Origin of the sequence: Vibrio sp. PBL-C16, assembly GCF_034321865.1 — a bacterium.
GTDB lineage: Bacteria > Pseudomonadota > Gammaproteobacteria > Enterobacterales > Vibrionaceae > Vibrio > Vibrio alginolyticus.
In genome coordinates this window covers 1,514,450-1,535,568 of record NZ_JAXLNY010000002.1, presented here as the reverse complement: position 1 = coordinate 1,535,568, position 21,119 = coordinate 1,514,450, and the positions used below count along the sequence as shown (strand labels likewise).

Genomic DNA, 21,119 nt, shown 5'->3' with positions numbered 1-21,119 from the left:
GGCTTTATCGTCTGCGGTCTTTATTTCCGACCTGTAGCGCAGTGTTTAGGGCTTAGTCTTCGACTACAGTTGGTATTAAATCAATAGGTAAAAAGAAATGTTTACAGGAATAGTTCAGGGTACGGCGAAGGTCGTTAAAATTGATAAAAAAGAACGCTTTCAAACGCACGTTGTCGAGTTAAGCGATGAACTTTGTAAAGGGTTAGAAATTGGTGCATCCGTTGCACACAACGGATGTTGTCTAACTGTGACTAAGATCGAAGGCAACCTTATCAGTTTTGATTTAATGCAAGCGACATTGGCTCTTACTAATTTAGGTCGGCTGGTGGAAGGGGATAGCGTAAACATTGAGCGCGCGGCTAAGTTTGGTGACGAAATAGGCGGGCATAGCATGTCTGGTCATATTAGTTTAACGGCAGATATTGTCGATATCATCGATACGCCCAATAACCGCACGATTTGGTTCCAACTGCCGCAAGAATCAATGAAATATGTATTAGCGAAAGGTTACATTGGTTTAGATGGCTGCTCGCTAACTATTGGTGAAGTTGAAGCGTGTCGTTTTTCGGTACACCTAATTCCAGAAACCTTGCAGCGAACGCTTTTCGGAGTGAGACAAGTAGGGGAGCGTGTTAATATTGAGTTTGATCCTCAGACTCAAGCAATTGTTGATACTGTTGAGCGCGTTCTTGCAGCAAAACAGCTTTAGAATGAGAAAAAGGAGCCTAGTGCTCCTTTTTCATTTAAGCGTTTTTATATTTCTGATGTTCACATGCTCGAGCTGTTATTCGTAATTGTCATCGATAAATAGTTCGACCTTATCTTGTAACTCATCCACTCGCATATTTAGGTGGATAGCGTGGCAACAAGCTGGGCAATCATCATAAAACTCTTGGTCACCATTACTTGCATCTAATGTAATGCCGATAGAGTGTCCGCAATGCGGGCACTTTACATACCTTTCGGTATAATTTTTCATACAACAACTCCTAATCTCGCAGGGCTTTTAAACACACTATTCATCAAGGAAGTACAGCCCTTTACTTACTTTGCCTACAAGGAAAATAGGCACAATCCAAAGTTAAGTCTCCTTTGATATTAGGCAGAGTTGTTGCTAATTGAGTCGAAATAAGTACAAAACTTGACCCCAAACTCAACCTTGAGCTTAGGGTGATTTTCTGTAGTGATGTGCCTCGAGATTTTACATCTTGAAATATGCAGTGGCTTCCAAATTAATAAGAAATGATTTTATTAATAACCAGTTGAGCCTGTTCCAAGTAATGGCCGCCAAACAAATTACAATGGTTGAGAACATGGTAAAGGTTATAGATATCTTTACGTTCCTCATAGCTTGAAGAAAGTGGCATAACCGATTCGTAGCCTTGATAAAATTCTGGTTGAAATCCACCAAAAAGCTCTGTCATCGCAATATCACACTCCCTGTCCCCCCAATAGCACGCAGGATCATAACAGATAGGACCGAATACAGTGAGTGCCGCATTTCCATTCCATAAATCGCCATGCAACAAAGAAGGTTCCGGAGCATGGTTTGCTAGCCGCTGTTTTACGACGTCGATAAAGTCATCGATATCAACCAAGGTGACGCCTTTTTCTTTAAGGAGCTGTAATTGCCAACCTATGCGTTGCTCAGCAAAGAATACACACCATTTCTTGTGCCATTTGTTGGGCTGTAGAGTCGAACCGAGATAGTTGTCGGTATCAAAACCAAACTCTTTTTGCTCGCCCCATTGGTGTAGGTGAGCTAATTGCTGCCCAAATTTAAAGCTGTTGGGACCATCTTCTAATGGTTTCGTTGGAAGGTAGTTAAGAATTAGGAATGAGGCATTTTTGGTTTTACCAACCAATACCACCTCAGGTACAAATAGGGTGGATGTTTCACGCAAAAGATGCAGGCTTTCAGCTTCTACCTCAAATTTAGACAAAAACTCGCGATCGTTAATTTTCACAAAATAACGTTGCTCGCCATCATTGATCATGTAGCTTTCACTGATATCCCCACCAGACAGCCTTACTTTTTCCGTGATCTGGTAATCGAACAATAAAGTATCAGAAAGCTGTTGCGATATTGCTTGCCACATACAAAACCTCGCGAATCTATTTGACCACCAATAGTTTAGGATAAATAGCGGGGAGTTGGCGCTATGTTGAGCATACTTAGTAAAGAAACCTTCCTCTTAGTGTAGTCAATTTGTATAAATGTGAATCAAATCGCTTATAAGCCTCTGATTTGTTGGCTTAGCATATGGAGATGAACGTTTACAACAGGTATTATGATTTTTTTGACGTTAGTTCCATTGGTGGCATGAAAATACTGATATGTGATGACTCAGCTGTTGCAAGAAAGCTTATTGCGCGTTCTATCGTACAAGATACATCATTGCATCTTATTGAAGCGCAAGATGGTTATGAGGCGCTTAATATTCTTGCTGAGCAAAATATCGATATTTTGTTTCTCGATTTAACGATGCCCATAATGGATGGTTTTGAGGTCCTCGAATCATTACCTGTTAGCCAGTACCCGACCAAAATCGTCATTATTTCTGGAGATGTTCAACAAGAGGCAAAACAGCGCTGTCTCGATCTTGGTGCTCAAGCTTTTATCGCTAAGCCTCTGACAGAAGAGCAGGTGCTCCCGCTATACGAACAATTAGGGCTGCATTATGCGTTCAAACCTAGTCATTCGGTTGATTCTAAAAACCAGGGTTGCGAAGAGCTTTCCTTACTAGCCAAATTCCGTGAAATTGCGAACATTGCCCTTGGTAAAGGGGCTGCGATTATGGCCGACCATTTACATGAGTTCATCCAACTTCCTGTTCCTCATGTTGGACCTTTGTCCTACGGCGAGCTTCATATGACACTGGTTGATGTGGTTGGGCGTGACAGTTCCGTTGCGGTAGCGCAGAGGTTTGTCGGTGGTGGTATTCACGGAGAGGCACTGGTGTGTTTACGTGGTAGGGATATCAATCAGATTGGGGAAAAATTAGGTTACCTCCTTGAGTTTACGCCTCATAATGAAATCATCTTGAATATCTCTAACCTACTGGTTTCGTCATTTCTCACATCATTGGGCGATCAACTCGACAAGCAGTTCTCACTTCGTCAGCCAGGCATTGTGGATACCTTAACACCTTATTGTGAAGAGCAAGGCGAGTTGGGTGAGCTCTTTACTATCGAATACACCTACATGGCAGAAGCGCTCGATTTCGAGTGCGAGGTACTGTTTTTAATTGATAAGCCATCCGTAGAAATAATCTATGAAATCATGGAGCTAATCTAATGTCCGATATCACGCTGGACATAGCAGACTTTCATTGGGTCACACAAATTCTCGATACGATGGATTCAGGGCTTATTGTTTTGGATCAAGAGTATAAAGTGTGTGTGTGGAACAGTTTTATGCAGTCATACAGTGGCATTCTATCACAAGAAATTCTTGGTGAATGTTTATTTGAGCATTTTGAAGAGCTGCCAAGAACTTGGCTAGAAACCAAGATAAAAGCTGCCGCCGATCTGGAAACTCGTTCTTTTTCTAGCTGGGAAAACCGACCGTACCTTTTTAAGTTCAACAATTTTTCTCCGGTTTCAAACAGCAGTGATTTTATGTATCAAGATATCGTGATCACGCCGTTAATTGGGCTTTCAGGAGAGGTCAGCCACATAGCGATTCAAGTCAATGATGTTTCTGAAACTGCGAGAAATCGCATTCATTTGAAAGAAACAAATCAACATTTGTCGGAAATCAGTCGCAAAGATGGTTTAACAGGTTTATTTAATCGCGCTTATTGGGAGCAATCATTGAAAGATGAGTTTGCTCACTTAAAAGTTATCGACGGACCATGCTCATTAGTAATATTCGATATCGACCACTTTAAGAAGGTGAATGATACTTATGGTCACCCGACAGGGGACGAAGTCATTCGTCGAACCTCTGCCTTGTTGAGAAAAACAGCAAGAAGCAGTGACATCTGCGGTCGTTTTGGTGGTGAAGAGTTTACCGTACTACTTCCTCACACAAACCAGGAGCAAGCTTGCTATTTCGCAGAGCGTTTGCGCAAAAGAATTGAGCAAGAGATCGTGAAAGTGGAAGATTTTTTGATTAATTACACGATAAGTATTGGTGTTTGCGAGTATAAGCCTTATTTTGAAACTCACACTCAATGGTTAAAGAGTGCCGATGCTGCGCTGTATCGTGCAAAAGAAAATGGTCGTAACCAAACCTGTTTGCATGAAAATGGCTGAAATATAAAAAGGTTTGAAGAAACCCTGTATCCGAATTCAGTGAAGCAAAGCTCAATTGTTTGAAAATCATCCAGTTGGTTCGTGAATGTTTGTTAATATGAAATAAGTTAATGAAATTTTCTCGGCATGTCTTACTATTGAAACTATTCTGCTTTCAGCTTCGAAGGCTTGCAATAAACGGAGAAAAACAGTGGTTTTAGAAACCGATGGATATCTCGCTCTTATCGAGCACTTGTCTCTAAATCTAGATATTTTTACGACCGAAATTGGCGACACTGGATCCGAAAGCATCGAAGATGTTGTCACCGATATGGTGGCTTCAAACATCATGGCGATTTTTGAGCAAAATCCAGAACTTCACTCGAGCGTACGCTTCAAATTGTTGAAAGAGGCTGATGCAGTTGTTGAAGATCTTGGTGAGATATTGGCTGGGGTATGGCATAAAAAAGCGACCAATGAACAGATCACGTTCCTTGATGAATACATCGCTCTGGTCAAAAATCTGTTCGATAATGCTGTTGCGACTTACGACTGATATTGTTTTAACTTACAGCAATGTCCGGTTAAAGAGTGAGAGGAGTTACATTGTAACTCTTCTTATTTGCCAAAACTTAGATGCCCAGTATGGGTTGTCGATTCTTGAAATAATCACACCTCTAGACGTCGATGCATGCATGAACTGCTTGTTACCCAAGTAAATTCCGACATGATAAGTTGTACGTCTTGTTTTAAAAAACACTAGATCCCCTTGCTTGGCATCCGTCCAACTTAACTCCACACCTTGCTTTGATTGCTGCTTCGTTGTCCTTGGTAACGAGAGCTGATAAGCCTCAATAAACGCTTTTTGTACAAATGCTGAGCAATCAATTCCAGATTTCTGTGTCCCGCCTAAGCGATAAGGCGTGCCGTGCCACTCTGTGTAAAAGTCGAACAAGTCAGGGTTGTCCGACAATAGCTGATTTGTAGGTGTTGTCACCTGTGCTTGCTCACTAGGCTCAGGCCCAGAAGAGCAGGCGCTTAGTAGCACACTGATTATCAAAGGAAAATATACTCGACGCAAATCACCACCTGTCATCTCTATGACCCACAACTGAAATATTAGTGTCATAACCAATCCATAGTATGGGCTGCAAATCACGGTTTTGTCTCACAAATGTGACGGAATCACTGCAGAACCGATTCAACCTTAAGAAAGAATAAAAATTGATTATGGCAAAGCGAAAACGCTCACGCACATCACTTTCACTGATTCAGGCTGTCAGTGCAACATTTTTAACTATCATTGCTCTTGTTATAGCCCTTTCTGTCTCAAGTTTCAAAGGAATGGAACAGGTAGGGGAACAATTTGAAGACTTGTCGCAAAAAGCATTACCAATCGCGATGGCAAACGCAAAGTTAACCAGGAATGTATTGGAGATGGTTAAGCTACTCAACCATGGTATGCAGATTACTGAGCCGAAAGAGTTGCCTCTCATAAAAGAGCAAATCGACTCTCTTGCAACTCAAAGCACAACTTTGGTTGTGAAAGCGTCTGGTGTAGCTCAGCAACTCTCGGAGGAGTTAGACACCAAACTAGCGCGTTTACATAACATCACGCAGTCCATTTTGTTGAAGCAATCTTCGGTGATACAAATTCAAATGGATATTGATGCCGCTGTTGGTGGTTTTCGCTATGGGCTTAGCTCTATCGGCCCGGAAATGAATCGAATCAGTTCGTTCCTTAGTGCTGATAATCCTGAGTCGAGCGATGCCGCTAACCGTTTCATTGCTTCTGCAAGCTCAATGGAAAGTACGTTCTTAGTCATGATGATGCACTCAGAATTAAACAAAGCCGAAAAAGAATACCGAGAAATGCGAAATCGCATAGCAGGTATTAAACTCGCCTATGAAGACTTCCAATCTTTCCATCCTGAAGTAAGTGAATATGCAAGCTTAACCGCACCATATGAGATGGTGAAACAAGGCTTTAGTGAAAAGGGCGTGCTGCGTTTGATCCTCGCCAAACTAGAACAAGGGGAATTGCAACGTTCAGAGTTTAAACAGGCTTCGATGCTTGCGGATGAAACCATGCGGTTACTTGATCAAATCTCCCAAACCGCTGGTCAGTTGATCGATGAAAAGGAGCGGGTGGTCAACGAGACCGTTGAATCGGTGAGCGTTGTGCTCGTGTTTGCGGCGTGTGTGATTTCTTTTATTATTCTGGTTACTTGGTTTAGTCTCAAGTCATGGACAAACCGAGGGTTAAGGAATGTACTAACGCGTCTTTCAGCACTTACCGAACATGATTTTCGTGACAAGGCAGAAGAAGTTGGCCCCTATGAGCTGAAAGAAGTAGCACGAAAGTTGAATCAAGTAATCGATTCCACACATGACTCCATTCAAACGGTGACGCGCAATTGTGAAACGCTTTATCAGACGGCAGAAGTAAGCCACAGTGCAGCCGAACAAACAAGTGATGGGTTGGCAACACAAAATGAAGCGTTGTCGAGTATGATCACGACCATAACGCAGCTTGAAGCCTCTATTCGTGAAATAGCAATGGTGACAAATGCATCTTCACAGGACTCGCTCCTTGCAACCCAACACACTGAAAAAGGGGTTCAAGTCGTGGAACAAAACCGCGAACGTTTGGAGTCATTAGAAAGCTCTTTGGATGTAAATGAACAGTCAATGTTAGAGCTAGACCAGCGTGTTAAACAGATTCGTGAAATGGTGGATATGATCAGTGGGATCGCGGACAACACCAACTTACTTGCTCTCAACGCGGCAATAGAGGCTGCCCGTGCTGGTGAGCAAGGGCGTGGATTTGCGGTTGTCGCTGATGAAGTTCGCAAACTTGCAAGTGATACCTCTCAACAAACTACGAACATCCGAGAAATGATGAGCGAGCTTATTACTGCCGCAGAGCGCTCGCGCCAAGCAGTTAATGATTCAAGAGAAGAAATGACCCACGCGCTACAGTCCAGCAATGAAGTGAAATCGACATTCTCTGATATCAACCTCGCGGTTAAGCACATTCAAGAACGTGTTGAGCAAATCTCAGTTGCTACAGAAGAACAAGAACGAGCGACGGCAGATGTATCTCAATCCATCACACATATTTCTGATCTTGGCGAACGCACAAAGCTGCAGCTTGAGTCTATGGTTGAGAGTTCTGAGCAAGTGGCGGAAATTGCTGGGCACCAGCAAGCAATGCTGCACAAGTATGAGCTTCATCAGACCAAGTAAATGAGATGTTTCCACCGACTAAAAGCAGAACCTCGGTTCTGCTTTTTTGTTACGGCTACTCATTTAATGGCTCCTATTTGCATCGCAAAAGTGAGTTACATCTCATCTCGTTCATTTCTAAAGGGTTTAGTTATCACAACGTGATGTTAATGCTTTGTTCGAGGGACTCGTTGACTAGAATGTCGCCAGAATTCAAAGGAATGAATCATGCAACTTCACTCGATTTCTTTATATCCAGAGAAAGCTAAAGCCTTTTGCTTGAAGCATAAGGAGTGGTTTTGTGATCGATAAAGTTTGCCCCGTTGTTCTACGTAATCAAAATCAAGAGATCCTACTTTTTAAACATCCGTTGGCGGGTGTTCAGCTCGTCAAGGGCACTGTTGAAGTGTTTGATGAAAGTTACATCATAGCGGCCAAGCGGGAGCTCGCTGAGGAGTCTGGTATCACACATGTTCGTTCCGCACGATATTTATGCTCATGGGACAGTGGCTTTCAAAATCAAGCATGGCATTTTGTTTTGTGTGAGTGTGCTGATCTCGCTAATTCATGGCTGTTTCATACGCAAGACGATGGTGGACATGATTTCGCGTTCTTCTGGCACGATGTCGAGAGCGGCCTTCCCGCGAATGCACATACTGTGTTTCAGCGCGGGCTGGAAAAGGTACGAGAGTTGATAAACCAAGGCGTGATTTAAAGGAGGATTTTGTCATTGCATTGGCGGATTTGGGCGAAACGCCACAGCAAACACTATGCTTCTACTAGAAGCAAATAAAGAAGGTAGAGCAGCCGTTACTGTTCTCATCGTGTTGATAATGGCACTGTCGATCTCAAAAATGGCGATGAGATTACAAATGTTTAAGTGACTTCTATATGCTTTGCTCATTCATTCAGATAAGGAAACGGTAATGGATAAATTCGTCGTGTTTCTCTTATGCCTTTTTATGACAGTTGGCGGAGTGGTTCATCTTTATGACAACATTGTTGGTGGCTTTTTACCTTACGATTTTGCGCCACGCTGGTTGAATATGTATTGGAGCGCTTTGGGACTATTGGACTTATTAGCAGCGTATCTATTGGTCAAGCATCGCCGCTCTGGCCTAGTCGTTATGTTATTGATTCTTATAACCAATGTTATCTTTAGTTCCCACGCTCACTATACATTAGAAATATTAGATAACAACGTCGCCCTACAAATGAAGACACTGTTTTTAGGGTTCTCATTTGGGGTATCTATCTGGTTATGGAATGCGCGAAAACATAGTCAATCGCGCCAAATATTTCGTTAATTATTATTTTCACAACACTCGATTAAGGATTGTAAACAGGGACTCGTTATGAACGATTTTAAAGACTTGGCCAGTTTTGCTGGTTTCAGCGTACTGACAGGTTTGAGCTTTGCCACCACTTTCTTCAGCCTTGCTTTTCTATACAGCTCAATAGAGGCACAGCAAGTAATGAACACCAATGCTTTGGCATGTGCAGTGCTTGGTGTTGTTGGTTTATTTGTTGGTATTACTCAGTTAAACAAAAAGCGTCAGCTAGCAGAAAACTAATCTGTTCTTACACATCATGAGGATGAAGTAGTGTTTAACAGGGGTTTAGGCTTGGTCTATTCGTTTTGTTGACATACTTCATCCAACAATATTTTTTCAACCATTACTTCTTCTCTTTATTGTAGCGAAAGGGCTGCGTTAAAAGCTTATCTAATCTTTGCTCTTCTTCGTCTCTAATTTCCGGCACACCAATAACAACATCATCATGACCCAACTTAGGCTGAGCTCGGTATGTCCCAAAAAAGCGGTCCCAAACTGAAAGGAAAAAACCAAAGTTTGAGTGGGTCTCTTTTACTATCACTGAATGGTGCACGCGATGCATGTCTGGTGTAACGATGACGTTTCGCAGTTTTTGGTCTATGGATAAAGCCAGTTTTGCATTACTGTGATTAAACATCGCGCTCGCATTAAGCACAATTTCAAATACCACAATTCCGATAGGTGAAACACCTAAGATAAACACGGCTGCAATTTTTACTCCCATTGAAATGATTATTTCGAAGGGATGAAAGCGTGCGCCTGTAGTGACGTCTATGTCGAGATCGGCGTGATGCATTCGGTGAATCTTCCACAGCGGCTTTACATGATGAAAGACAACATGCTGAGCGTAAATGACGAAATCAAGCAAAATGACGGTTAGAAAAATATTTAACCAAGCGGGGAGGGACAGAATATTGAGCAGCCCCCATTGTTGCTCCTGAGCTATGACCGCAGCTTGAAAGGCGGCGATAGGCATGATTAAAGCAATAACTAGGCTGTTAAAAGCGACCAATGACAAGTTATTGACCCAGCGAAACCTGCGCGAAGCGGTCAGTGTTTTTCTAGGCAATTTGTTTTCCCAAATGGCACAAAGCAATAATACGCCAAGGAAAAAGCCTAATCTGAGCCATGAGGGTTCTTGAAATGTCGTTTCTGTCACTGTCATTCCCTTATTTATTTCTTTATCTATGACCGAGATAAGAGTGAAATTATTTCAACACACTGCTGATGGGCTTATCTTGAGGCGAAACCATAATATCAGTAGAATCGCGCTCTACTTTTTACTTGGCATTACTTACCATGAGAATTCACGCTTTCCACCGTTTATATCAGTACCGACAATCTATCTCAACCAAGCCTTTCAACGCGCGTGGATGTAAAGTGGTTCGTTGCCAATATTGCCAGGTTTCTGAGCAACACTGTTTGTGCAACCTTCAGCCAAACATCAAGGCCAATATTGCATGTATGTTGATTGTTTCTGAAAACGAAGTGTTTAAGCCAAGTAATACCGGTCGTCTAATCGCTGATACGATTCAAGAGACTTACGTGTATCAATGGAACCGAACAGAACCGTCTGAAGAGATGCTCGCGCTACTACAGGATGACAGTTACCAACCGGTGATTGTATTTCCTGCAGACTATGTGGATGATCCCTCTCGTTTAATTGAAGATCTAGAGCCAGGGCGATTGGTAAAAGAAGATGTCGAGAACAAAAAATGGTTGCTGATCTTTATTGATGGTAGCTGGCGTGAGGCACGAAAGATATTCCGTCGTTCTGATTTTCTTAAATCTTTGCCTGTGCTTTCCATTGAGCCGGAATCTCTGTCTGAATACATCATGCGCCGCTCCGAGAATGAGCAGCATCTTTCAACCGCCGAAGTCGCGACATTAGTTTTAAAACAAGCTGGTGAGCCTAAAGCTGCGGAATGCCTTCAATTGTGGTTTGAAGCCTTCAGAGAAACTTACATGCTGAGCAAGACTCGAGTCAAAAACGACCCTAACCAGCCTCACTTGAAACGTTTCAAAGAGTGGATGAAAACCGAGAGCTGACTCTAAGGAATGAGCTTTTGTTGATGGTATGTTGTTCAACTGGCTTCGGTGAGGGGATAAATCTGCATTCGGTCACGGTTTGCAGGCGTACAGATATGGATAATGCCATCAGTTTATACTTTTGACTCTAGCCATTTTGAGAGTCGTTTGAAGCATTTTTTAGGAGAGAAATACATGTATTACGGCTTTGATGTCGGTGGCACTAAAATTGAATTTGGTGCATTTAACGAGAAGCTTGAGCGTGTAGCGACGGAACGTGTACCTACACCAACAGACAACTACGAGCTGCTGGTTGATACCATTGCGGAATTGGTGAATAAATACGATACAGAGTTTGGCTGCGAAGGTACGATTGGTCTTGGCTTGCCAGGTATGGAAGACGCCGATGATGCAACGGTACTAACAGTTAACGTTCCTGCGGCAAAAGGCAAACCACTTCGTGCTGATCTGGAAGCTAAAATCGGTCGCAGCGTAAAAATTGAAAACGATGCAAACTGTTTCGCGCTTTCTGAAGCGTGGGACGAAGATCTTCAAGATGAACCATCTGTACTAGGTTTGATCCTTGGTACTGGTTTTGGCGGTGGCTTTATCTACGAAGGTAAAGTATTCTCTGGCCGCAACCACGTAGCGGGTGAGGTGGGTCACACACGTCTTCCTATCGACGCATGGTTCCACCTGGGCGAAAACGCACCATTACTTGGCTGTGGCTGTGGCAACAAAGGCTGTTTAGATAGTTACCTATCTGGTCGTGGTTTCGAGCTTCTTTACGCGCATTACTACGGCGAAGAGAAGAAAGCGATCGACATTATTAAAGCGCACGCAGAGGGTGAAGAGAAAGCAGTAGAGCACGTCGAGCGCTTTATGGAGCTGCTAGCAATCTGCTTTGCAAACCTGTTTACTGCAACAGACCCACACACCGTTGTACTTGGTGGAGGCTTATCTAACTTCGAATTGATTTACGAAGAGATGCCAAAACGCATCCCTAAACACTTATTGTCTGTAGCTAAGTGTCCTAAGATCATCAAAGCAAAACACGGTGATTCAGGTGGTGTACGCGGCGCTGCGTTCTTAAACATCAAGTAGTGACTGAAACCTTACTCGATACAAAGTAAGAAGAAATTTAAAGCCCCGTTTAGACCATCAAGGTAAAACGGGGCTTTTACTTGTATATCGAAGTAACTTATATACCCAAGTAACTTCTATATGCTTGGGTATAGAGCACGAACAAAAAATAGCATGCATAAAAAACTCGCGACGAATCGCGAGTTTTCTGTTTACAGCTAAGCTTATTTGTTCTTTTTGCCTACGCCTAGGTTTTCTTTTTGAGCTAGGATGATTTTACTAAAGCCTAATTTTCTGAAGTAGTTGTCGCGGTAGTTGCGCACCGCTTTAGTGTCAGACACTGCTTCGATTTGTTGCTCCATCTTTAGGAACTCAGTGATATCGATACCTTCTGCCTCGGCAACTGCTTCTTGAATGTTGCGGTGTTGCTGGTATGAGAATGTCAGTTCTTTGTCTTGGTCTTTGTAAGTGTAAAGAATGGTGCGAGCCATAGCTGTCTCTCTGAAAAGGTTTCTGTATTAAACAAAAAGGCCAGACTCGCTGACCTTTGAATTTCTAGTTTGAGCTAGATTCTGCCTTGAAGTGGGATAATTGTCACGCTTTCTCCCGCTTTTACTGTATCAATAGCTGGGGAGATTTCGATCAAACAGTTTGCCTCACTCATTGAGCGCAAAATACCAGAGCCTTGCTTGCCTGTTGTACGAACGGTTAAACGGCCAGTTGCATCCAGTTCATAGACGCCACGGCTAAACTCGGTACGACCTTGTCGAGAGCGAAGGTTTTCAGTCGCGATGGCATTCACTTTCAGAGGCTTCCAGCCTTGTTCGCCTTGCATCTTACGCAGTGCAGGCTCAACAAAGTTGATGAATGAAACCATCACTGCCACAGGGTTGCCCGGCAGACCAAAGAACGGCTTGTTGTTGATTTGACCAAACGCTAATGGACGTCCCGGACGCATGTTGATTCGCCAAAAATCGATTTGACCAAGTTTATCCAAGGCAAGTTTGATGTAATCCGCATCACCAACGGATACGCCACCAGAAGTCATAACCACGTCCGCTTGCGCCGATGCGTTTTCCAATGCTTCAATCATTAACTGTTCGTTGTCTTCCAGAATACCGAAGTCCAAGATCTCGCAGCCGAACTTTTCAAGCATGCCCATGATGGTAAAACGGTTGGAATCGTAGATAGAATTCGCTTTTTGCTCTGTTCCCGGCGCTTGTACTTCGTCACCGGTGGAGAACACGGCAACTTTCAATTTTCGGAATACATTCGCTTCACCAAAGCCAAGCGAAGCGATCATGCCCATTTCTGGAGAGGCGAGGCGAGTGCCTGCGGTAAAGACGTCACTGCCGATAGCGAGATCTTCACCTGCTTGACGAACGTTTTGGCCTGCTTTGATATTCGCACCGTTAAAAGTGACCCTGTCACCTTCTTGAATGGCTTGCTCACGCATGACCACTGTATCGCCGTTACGTGGTGTTGGTGCGCCAGTCATGATCTTAACTGCTTGACCAACTTCCAGAGGCTGATCGTAAGCATGGCCCGCCATCACTTCAGCAACCACTTGGTAGCTATCACGGTCAACATCATCACTGCGGATGGCATAACCGTCCATCGCGGAGTTGGTGTATTGCGGCACATTTACTGGTGAAACGATATGTTCCGCAAGAACGCGGCCATAGGCGTTTTCAATCTTGCATGCTTCTATTTCCGAAACCGTGTTCACCAAAGAAAGGATTTTCTCTTGGCCTTGAACCACAGAAAGGAAAGCAGGAGAAAGTGTGTCGCAACATGCGGCGTCTTTCTCTTTAGATTTTGGTGCTTTTGCATCTTGAACGTATTGAAGAACAAATTGAGCGATGGCATCCAAATCATTGATGTTCATTTGAGGGAGCTCAGAATCTAACCCCGCAGTGTCTGAAGCGATAGCGATGATGTTTTCATCGTTTGGATAAAGCCAAGGCTTGCCGACTTCTTCACGGTGCAATTCGATTTTAGGAAACGCGATGTTTTTGCAGCCTTCGACCAAAACCACATCAAGCATGTCTTCATCAAAACGTGTTAATAGGTATTCAAACTCCGCTTCGGCTTCTGGCGTTTCTGTCATTAACGCAAAACGGTTGCGAGAAGCAATCAGCATTTGAGATGCGCCAGCTTTGCGTAAACGGTAGCTGTCTTTACCCGGCTTATCGACATCGAAGTTGTGGTGCGCATGTTTTAGCATGCCAATGCGTAAACCTGCTTCAGTCAGCTTTGGCAATAGGGCTTCAAGTAGCGTGGTTTTGCCTGTGCCTGAATAAGCTGCAAAACCAAGAATAGGAATGTTTAGCGTGTATTTCATGATTCTAATTGTCCAAATTGCGCCAGTTCTTCCGGAGTGTTCAAGTTGACGAAACAGTTTGGTGAGTCGCTAAAGTCAACGTAACTGGTGTTGCACTCTTTGTAGAGCAGAATGATTTTGCGGTCGCCACGTTCTAAAAACGCGGTGAGTTTTGGCAGTACGCGCTTGTGGTAGAGCGTAAAAACAGGTTGCTGATGGTCACCATCATGCGCGACCAAAATATCGCTGTCTTCTTTGACGAACTGGCAGAAACGCTCGACAAGGTCGGTGTTAATTTGTGGACTATCGCAAGGTACAAATCCGACCCAGTCAGTTTCAGCATGCATCAAACCCGCGTGAATACCGCCCATAGGCCCAGGGAAATCTTTGAATTGATCACTAAATACGAAACCAAATTTGCTGTACGCATCTTGGTTTCGGTTGGCATTAATTAAAATGCGTGGAGTTTGTGGAGATAAACGTTCAATAACGTGTTCGATGAGTGGCTTCTGATTTAACTCAATCAGACCTTTATCTTTTCCACCCATACGGCTGGCTTGGCCACCAGCCAAAATGACCCAACTAGTTTGTGTTGGTTGAAGCATATGCATTCTCTTGGGATGTTTCTTTTGGTATGACATACAGCAGAGGAGACTCTATCAAAGTCTTGTCTTTAATCCACCACTGTTTTTTACATAAGTCGGTCAGTGCGTTGGCCTGATGGCTTGTCACCACGATACTGGAACCACGATCCAAAAGATCTTTCGCCATCACTACCAATCGTTCAATGGATTCTTGGTCTAAAGACGCACTTGGCTCATCCATCAATAAAATCGACGGTTTTAAAATCCAAGCCCTTGCCATGGCAACGCGCTGTTTTTCACCGCCGGACAACACGGAAATATGTTCGTCCGCTAAGGTTTCTAAACCTACCATGCGCAGCGCGTGAATAACTTGAGCTCGCTTATCTTTTTGCGTGTCTTGTTGATATTTCACTCCATAGACTACGTTTTCATATACAGTGCCGTCAAAAAGGTAAGGGGATTGATGGAGATAAATCACATCGACACGACCATTGCGACACGTCAGTCTTTTCAGCCACGTATCTTTTGGCGCAACAACATCGCCAGTAGAGGGTTTGAGCAAGCCAGCAAGGATTTTGAGTAGGGTAGTTTTGCCCACACCATTGTCACCCTTGAGATAAATGGCATCATTTGGGCCGATGGCTAACTCAGGGATGTGGAAAAGCACACGCTCTTTAAAGCGCATGGATAACTGTTCGGCGGTGATTTTTATAGTCATAATTCGCCTCGACATGGGGTTAATGGTGAGTCGTTTGTTTGCTTCATGTTCTATGTTCTGAGGTAGCCTTTGCCTCTCATGCTTGACAAGAAGAAGTTTAGAGCCAACGCTAAAGATAGTAATACAATTCCTAATGCAACTCCTTGCGCAAAAGCACCTTTACTGCTTTCCATTGCGATAGCCGTGGGAATATTTCGCGTCACGCCCATAATGTTCCCACCAACCATCATTGAGCAGCCCACCTCGGTCACGATACGTGAAAACCCTGCAATGATAGCCGCAAGTAGAGGAAAGCGGGTTTCCCAAATCATCGTAGCTGCCAAGCGCGGAATGGAGACGCCCAGCGTGATGGCAGTTTCCACTACACGACGGTCGCTAGATTGTAATGCACCATGCATCATCGATACCAAAACAGGGAAGCAGATCACCATTTGGCCGAAGATCATTGCCTTCTGAGTGAACAGCATTTGCCAGTCTCCCCAAGGGCCAGCACGCGACAGCAACATGTACAGCAACAGGCCAATCACCACGGTAGGGACCGCTTGCAGCGTATTTACGATCGACAACAAAAACCATTTACCGCGAAAGTCGGTATACGCCAGTACAAAGGACATCAAAATAGCCGGCAATACCACTAGTGATATTGCCGTGATAGAAACACTAAAGGAGACCGCAACGATCTCCCATAGGTCTGCATCAAAATTCACCAGTAAGCGAAGCGCTTCCAGTGTTGTATCAGCAAGATTCATATTGCGTTATTTGCTCTCAGCATTCGCAACAAACAGTTGTTTACCGTTTAGGCGGAAACCATTGATAAGTTCCTGTCCGCGAGGGTTTACCAACCAATCACTGAATGCCTTCGCACCTTGGTAGTTAATCGTTGGGTAACGCTCAGGGTTAACAAGAATAACTTGGTACGGGTTAAACAGTTTTTCATCGCCTTGGAACAGAATTTCTAGATCCAATTTGTTTTGGTAAGCCAGCCATGTGCCGCGATCCGTCATGGTGTAGCCTTGCATTTCAGACGCCATGTTTAGAGTTGGGCCCATACCTTGACCTACGCTACGGTAGCCACCAAAGTTCGGTTCGATTTTAGTTTGAGCCCAGAAGCCCATTTCTTTTTTGTGCGTACCAGAATCATCGCCGCGAGAGATGAACGTTGCGTTTTTGTTTGCGATCTCTTTGAATACATCTAACACGCCTTCGTCATTTTTGATTGTTGCTGGGTCAGCTTTCGGGCCTACAATCACAAAGTCGTTGTACATTAGCTTGCGAGGTAAAACGCCGTAGCCTTTCTCAACAAATGCGCCTTCAGCTTTTGGTGCATGTGTCATCACCAAATCTACGTCACCGTTTTCGCCCATTTTTAAGGCTTTACCCGTACCTGCAGCAATAACATCGACTTTGTAGCCCGTGTCTTTTTCAAATTGTGGAAGCAGGTAATCAAGTAAACCTGAATGGTAAGTACTGGTTGTGGTTGCAAGGCGAACATGTTCTCCGTCTTGAGCAGAAAACGCAGAGTAACTTACAAGCGTGATAGACGTTGCAGCCAGAGTTAGCGCAATTTTTTTCATTTTTATGTGTTCCTTTCCAATGATTCTTTGGAATCTCTCCAGGTTTTAGGGAGAAGCCTTTTTGGACGAGAGCGATTAGCGTAATACGCAAGTTGTCTTAGGGTGTTGGAATAAGCAAACATCAACATCCTGAGATCACTTAAATGCGCTCCGTATCCACCTTATAGCAAACAAGATGCCAACCTTTTACAAGCTTAAAGTGCTTGGTTTATGCACTAAATCATGGGGTTATTTGCATAAAAGTTTGCGTTGGTACAAAATGTCGCACTTTTTGTAGGGTATCTCTGTTTAAACTTGGTACACTCTGTCCCATCGAAATCCATCTGGGGTAAATATGTCTACTCAATCCCATCTTAGTACAAACCAACAATATAGCGCCTTTTCCGTACTGGTCGTCGATGATGAATTAGGCATGCAAGCCATCTTGAAAAAGGCATTGGGTAAGCTTTTTTCACATGTCGATACAGCTGGTAGCATCGAAGAAGCAGAACTACTGCGTAATTCTCGACATTATGATCTGATCTTACTGGATATTAATCTGCCAGGGCGTTCTGGAATTGAGTGGGAAGAAGCGTTTGAAGATGATGACAAACGTGCCGATGTGATTTTTATGACGGGTTATGCGGATTTAGAAATTGCCATTCGAGCGCTACAGCTCGGTGCTTCCGACTTTATCCTCAAACCATTCAACCTTGAGCAGATGTTAAAAGCGGTCAGTCGCTGTATGGATCGCCGTTTGAACGAACGCATGCAGTACGCCATGACACGCGATTACCAACGTCACAATACCTCAGAGATCATCGGCGGCTCAGAAAAAACGCGTCTGCTTAAGCAACTTATTAACCAATTTGCACCATCACGCGCTTCTGTTTTGGTGGAAGGTGAGTCGGGTACGGGTAAAGAACTAGTTGCACGAGGTATCCACCAGGCGAGTGGGAGAACGGGCCCGTTTGTGCCAATCAACTGCGGCGCGATTGCACCAGAGCTTTTAGAAAGTGAGTTGTTTGGTCATACATCGGGCGCGTTTACCGGTGCAAAAAAATCGCGTGAAGGTTTGTTCCGTGTTGCGAACGGTGGCACCTTATTTCTTGACGAAATCGGGGAGATGCCACTTGCAATGCAGGCATCATTATTACGTGTGTTAGAGCAGCGTACGATTCGCCCTGTCGGTTCAGAAAGAGAGATCAGTATTGATGTCCGTATCGTAGCGGCAACCAACCGAAACCTGCAAGAAGAGGTCAATCAAGGTAATTTCCGCAGTGACCTCTATTACCGTTTAAACGTTCTGAAAATTGAAGTGTGTCCGCTGCGAGAGCGCAAAACCGACTTATTTGAGTTGGTGCCATTTTTCAGCAATATGCTGACGCGCGAGCTCGGTATGCCTGCGCCCAAATGGGCTCACGAGGATATGGAAGCCATGAGTGAGTACGATTGGCCGGGAAACATTCGTGAGCTGAAAAACTTGATTGAGCGTTGTATCTTGCTTGGCAAACCACCTGCACACTATTGGCGAGAGCTGAATGGCGGGCATTCACTGCCTAATGTATCGATTACTGTTTCTCACTCTGCTGAGTTACCAACCTTTAGAGAAGGCAAAGAATTTACTGGCGAAGGCTATCCAAACAGTTGGACGTTAAAAGAAGTCGAGAAAGCACATATTAAACAAGTCGTTAACTTGCATGAAGGCAATAAGTCTGCTGCTGCTCGTGACTTGGGCGTAGCTCGCAAGACCTTAGAGCGTAAGTACAAAGAATGGGATTCTGAGGGTGAGGAATATGCCGACTAACGGCCCACAGCACAAAGGATTGTCAAAATGGACGCACCGTTTTAAAACCATGGTGCGTTATCGCTTGTTATTCTTAACCTCTGCGCCGATTTTCCTCACATTGTTAGCTCTGATCGGCATTACCATTTATTGGTCTATTCATTACACGTGGCAAAATGCGCTGCTTGATGTCTCGGAACGTCTTGGTGTTGCAAATAACAGTGTAACGTTGTTACAGCAAAAGCAAGCCAATTACGTGCGGGCGTTTGCCGATTCGTACGATTTCCGTATTCGCATTAATCAAGGAACGCCACAAGGTGACCTGCAAAAGTGGGTCACAGAGCAGAAGAAAAGATATGCTTTAGATTTTCTCTCTTTCCAACGCGTTAATTCCATGGAAAACAAATTCCGCTTTATGGATCTCACCAAGCGCGAATCGTTTTTTGATGTACTTAATAAAGAAGAACTCGAACGCCTCGATCCTGAACTCGCCAAACGAGCAGAAGTGCCTATTCTTGCTGATGGTGACAGGGAGGCGCGTGGGTTAGTCAGTCGAACCGTGATTCCGGTATACAGCCAAGCGAACGATTTGATCGGCTTTCTGGATGGTGGTTTGCTCCTTAACAATAGTACAGTGCTGGTGGATCAAATCCGCGATCTCATATACTTAAGTGATAATGACCGCCTTCGCCCTGTGGGTACGTTGACGGTATTTCTCGATGATTTGCGTGTGAGCACCAACGTTCCTTTAGACAGCGATCATAGGCTAGGGCGCGCCATAGGCACTCGCGTGAGTGCAGAAGTGTATAACCAAGTACTTTCGAAGGGTGAACAGTGGGTTGATCGCGCTTATGTGTATGACGCTTGGTATATTACGGCGTATCAACCAATCAAAGACCAATACGACAATGTTATTGGTATGCTTTATACGGGTTACCTCATGTGGCCATTCGTTAAAGCCTACATGACGAACATTGCCGAAATCAGCTTGATTACGGTTATGTTATTGCTGGTTTCCGGCGTGATGGTATATCGCGGTTCTTATGATCTGTTTCGACCGATCGAACGCATTCATAAAGTGGTGAAGCAGGTCCAACAAGGTAAAGAAAAACGGATTGGTCCGTTAGGATTAGATGCCGATCATGAACTTGCGCAGTTAGCCAGACAGTTTGATGATATGTTAGACGCGCTAGAAGAGCGCAAAATTGAATTGAAAAACTCCGCAGCTCAACTTGAATGCAAAGTTCAAGAGCGTACGGCAAGCCTGAGAGAAAAAACCCAAGATCTTGAGCTGCATATTCAATTGCTTAACCAAACTCGCGACAAACTCGTTGTTCATGAAAAACTGGCAGCATTGGGAGAACTCACCGCGGGGATTGCTCACGAAATTAATAACCCAACCGCCGTGATTCTTGGCAACGTAGAATTGATCCATTTTGAATTGGGTGATGATGCAAGTCGAGTACAAGAGGAGATTGATGCGATTCACGCGCAAATTGATCGTATCCGCAATATCACGCGCAGTTTATTGCAATACAGTCGCCAAGGTGGTGTTCAAGATGAAATCACTTGGCAACATGTCAATCCTATCATTGATGAAAGCATCACCTTGGTTAAAACGGGCACCAAGAAACGCGACGTTGAGTTTGTGACTGATCTACAAGCACATACGTCAGTTGAGATAAACCGCCATCATTTGCTACAAATCTTAGTTAACCTGCAAATGAACGCCATTCACTCAATGAGCGGTAAAGGAACATTAACAGTAGTCAGTGAAGACTGGATTGAAGAGGGCGAAGTGAAAGGAGCCGCGATTCATGTTATCGATGAGGGCTGCGGTATTAAACCAGAAAACTTGAGTCGAATCTTCTCGCCATTTTACACAACGAAACGAGAAGGCACAGGGTTAGGGCTATCGGTCTCCCAAAGTATTCTCAGCCAAACGGGTGGTGAGTTAAAAGCAGAGTCTGAATGGGGAAAAGGCAGTAAATTCAGTATTTATTTACCTAAAAAAGCCGAACTGATCCTAGAGGTGACGAACATCGCTTAGTCACTTTTTTGAAGTATTAATGGAAAAAGAGCCACTGACGATAGTGGCTCTTTTTTGTATTTAATGACGCATTTATGTTTACGCTTTTGCTTCTTAGAAACCTTACAATGATTTCACTTGGAGTGAATTAATAAAAACAACACTTGCAGTATGTAGCATGAACAAGTACCGTTGCCCGGTTTTTCTAAATACA

Annotated in this window: 22 protein-coding genes; 12 read left to right on the top strand and 10 right to left on the bottom strand. The window is 44.0% G+C overall.

Going from position 1 to position 21,119, the window contains the following annotated elements:
* Positions 1-97: 97 nt before the first annotated feature.
* Positions 98-709, top strand: coding sequence for a riboflavin synthase (locus UQW94_RS15330; RefSeq protein WP_005377625.1), 612 nt, complete (start codon positions 98-100; stop codon positions 707-709).
* A 75-nt stretch (positions 710-784) separates the two neighbouring features.
* Here UQW94_RS15330 and UQW94_RS15325 read toward each other — a convergent pair whose 3' ends face one another.
* Positions 785-979, bottom strand: a complete 195-nt coding sequence (locus UQW94_RS15325) for a CPXCG motif-containing cysteine-rich protein (protein ID WP_017634925.1) — start codon at positions 977-979, stop codon at positions 785-787.
* Positions 980-1,232: 253 nt separating this feature from the next.
* Complete coding sequence (locus UQW94_RS15320; RefSeq protein WP_322142360.1) at positions 1,233-2,099, bottom strand: fructosamine kinase family protein; 867 nt, start codon at positions 2,097-2,099, stop codon at positions 1,233-1,235.
* A 224-nt stretch (positions 2,100-2,323) separates the two neighbouring features.
* On the opposite strand from UQW94_RS15320, the gene UQW94_RS15315 reads away from it, so the two are divergent.
* The 3 genes from UQW94_RS15315 (at position 2,324) to UQW94_RS15305 (ending at position 4,795) form a co-directional block, all read left to right on the top strand.
* Entirely contained in the window at positions 2,324-3,298 is a 975-nt protein-coding gene (locus UQW94_RS15315) for a response regulator (protein ID WP_021033872.1), read from the top strand.
* Entirely contained in the window at positions 3,298-4,260 is a 963-nt protein-coding gene (locus UQW94_RS15310) for a GGDEF domain-containing protein (RefSeq protein WP_005377621.1), read from the top strand. Before UQW94_RS15315 ends, UQW94_RS15310 begins: the two co-directional genes overlap by 1 nt.
* A 190-nt stretch (positions 4,261-4,450) precedes the next feature.
* Positions 4,451-4,795 carry a DUF3802 family protein gene (locus UQW94_RS15305; RefSeq protein WP_005377620.1) on the top strand — a complete coding sequence of 115 codons (345 nt, stop codon included), beginning with the start codon at positions 4,451-4,453 and terminating at the stop codon, positions 4,793-4,795.
* 45 nt (positions 4,796-4,840) lie between these two features.
* On the opposite strand, the gene UQW94_RS15300 is transcribed toward UQW94_RS15305, so the two are convergent.
* Complete coding sequence (locus UQW94_RS15300) at positions 4,841-5,335, bottom strand: NlpC/P60 family protein (protein WP_025998640.1); 495 nt, start codon at positions 5,333-5,335, stop codon at positions 4,841-4,843.
* A gap of 134 nt (positions 5,336-5,469) precedes the next feature.
* On the opposite strand from UQW94_RS15300, the gene UQW94_RS15295 reads away from it, so the two are divergent.
* From UQW94_RS15295 to UQW94_RS15280, 4 genes are all read left to right on the top strand, one after another.
* On the top strand, positions 5,470-7,488 hold the full coding sequence (locus UQW94_RS15295; RefSeq protein WP_322142359.1) for a methyl-accepting chemotaxis protein: 2,019 nt from the start codon (positions 5,470-5,472) through the stop codon (positions 7,486-7,488).
* A 280-nt stretch (positions 7,489-7,768) separates the two neighbouring features.
* Positions 7,769-8,182 carry an NUDIX hydrolase gene (locus tag UQW94_RS15290; RefSeq protein WP_322142358.1) on the top strand — a complete coding sequence of 138 codons (414 nt, stop codon included), beginning with the start codon at positions 7,769-7,771 and terminating at the stop codon, positions 8,180-8,182.
* A gap of 211 nt (positions 8,183-8,393) precedes the next feature.
* Positions 8,394-8,774 (top strand): hypothetical protein, encoded by a 381-nt coding sequence (locus UQW94_RS15285; protein ID WP_005377611.1) that lies wholly within the window; start codon positions 8,394-8,396, stop codon positions 8,772-8,774.
* A 48-nt stretch (positions 8,775-8,822) separates the two neighbouring features.
* Entirely contained in the window at positions 8,823-9,041 is a 219-nt protein-coding gene (locus UQW94_RS15280) for a hypothetical protein (protein WP_005389537.1), read from the top strand.
* A gap of 103 nt (positions 9,042-9,144) precedes the next feature.
* Here UQW94_RS15280 and UQW94_RS15275 read toward each other — a convergent pair whose 3' ends face one another.
* A complete protein-coding gene (locus tag UQW94_RS15275; RefSeq protein WP_031781345.1) occupies positions 9,145-9,960 on the bottom strand; it encodes a sterol desaturase family protein in 816 nt (271 codons plus the stop codon).
* Between the two features lie 140 nt (positions 9,961-10,100).
* Here UQW94_RS15275 and UQW94_RS15270 point away from each other — a divergent pair, with 140 nt between their 5' ends.
* Entirely contained in the window at positions 10,101-10,850 is a 750-nt protein-coding gene (locus UQW94_RS15270; RefSeq protein WP_054576894.1) for a tRNA-uridine aminocarboxypropyltransferase, read from the top strand.
* Between the two features lie 174 nt (positions 10,851-11,024).
* Positions 11,025-11,933, top strand: coding sequence for an N-acetylglucosamine kinase (gene nagK, locus UQW94_RS15265; protein WP_005377586.1), 909 nt, complete (start codon positions 11,025-11,027; stop codon positions 11,931-11,933).
* A 203-nt stretch (positions 11,934-12,136) separates the two neighbouring features.
* On the opposite strand, the gene UQW94_RS15260 is transcribed toward nagK, so the two are convergent.
* From UQW94_RS15260 to UQW94_RS15235, 6 genes are all read right to left on the bottom strand, one after another.
* Complete coding sequence (locus tag UQW94_RS15260) at positions 12,137-12,403, bottom strand: DUF2960 domain-containing protein (protein ID WP_322142357.1); 267 nt, start codon at positions 12,401-12,403, stop codon at positions 12,137-12,139.
* Between the two features lie 74 nt (positions 12,404-12,477).
* Positions 12,478-14,256, bottom strand: coding sequence for a bifunctional molybdopterin-guanine dinucleotide biosynthesis adaptor protein MobB/molybdopterin molybdotransferase MoeA (locus tag UQW94_RS15255; protein ID WP_322142356.1), 1,779 nt, complete (start codon positions 14,254-14,256; stop codon positions 12,478-12,480).
* Positions 14,253-14,840, bottom strand: a complete 588-nt coding sequence (mobA, locus tag UQW94_RS15250; protein ID WP_005377572.1) for a molybdenum cofactor guanylyltransferase MobA — start codon at positions 14,838-14,840, stop codon at positions 14,253-14,255. The genes UQW94_RS15255 and mobA overlap by 4 nt, the downstream gene beginning before the upstream one ends.
* Positions 14,818-15,537 carry an energy-coupling factor ABC transporter ATP-binding protein gene (locus UQW94_RS15245; RefSeq protein WP_017820675.1) on the bottom strand — a complete coding sequence of 240 codons (720 nt, stop codon included), beginning with the start codon at positions 15,535-15,537 and terminating at the stop codon, positions 14,818-14,820. The genes mobA and UQW94_RS15245 overlap by 23 nt, the downstream gene beginning before the upstream one ends.
* A 50-nt stretch (positions 15,538-15,587) precedes the next feature.
* Positions 15,588-16,286, bottom strand: coding sequence for an ABC transporter permease (locus UQW94_RS15240; RefSeq protein WP_322142355.1), 699 nt, complete (start codon positions 16,284-16,286; stop codon positions 15,588-15,590).
* A gap of 6 nt (positions 16,287-16,292) precedes the next feature.
* Positions 16,293-17,111 (bottom strand): substrate-binding domain-containing protein, encoded by an 819-nt coding sequence (locus tag UQW94_RS15235; RefSeq protein WP_005389522.1) that lies wholly within the window; start codon positions 17,109-17,111, stop codon positions 16,293-16,295.
* A gap of 334 nt (positions 17,112-17,445) precedes the next feature.
* Here UQW94_RS15235 and UQW94_RS15230 point away from each other — a divergent pair, with 334 nt between their 5' ends.
* On the top strand, positions 17,446-18,897 hold the full coding sequence (locus UQW94_RS15230) for a sigma-54-dependent transcriptional regulator (RefSeq protein WP_151514778.1): 1,452 nt from the start codon (positions 17,446-17,448) through the stop codon (positions 18,895-18,897).
* Positions 18,887-20,926: a cache domain-containing protein gene (locus UQW94_RS15225; protein ID WP_322142354.1), complete on the top strand. Its 2,040-nt coding sequence runs from the start codon at positions 18,887-18,889 to the stop codon at positions 20,924-20,926. The genes UQW94_RS15230 and UQW94_RS15225 overlap by 11 nt, the downstream gene beginning before the upstream one ends.
* Positions 20,927-21,119 lie beyond the last annotated feature (193 nt).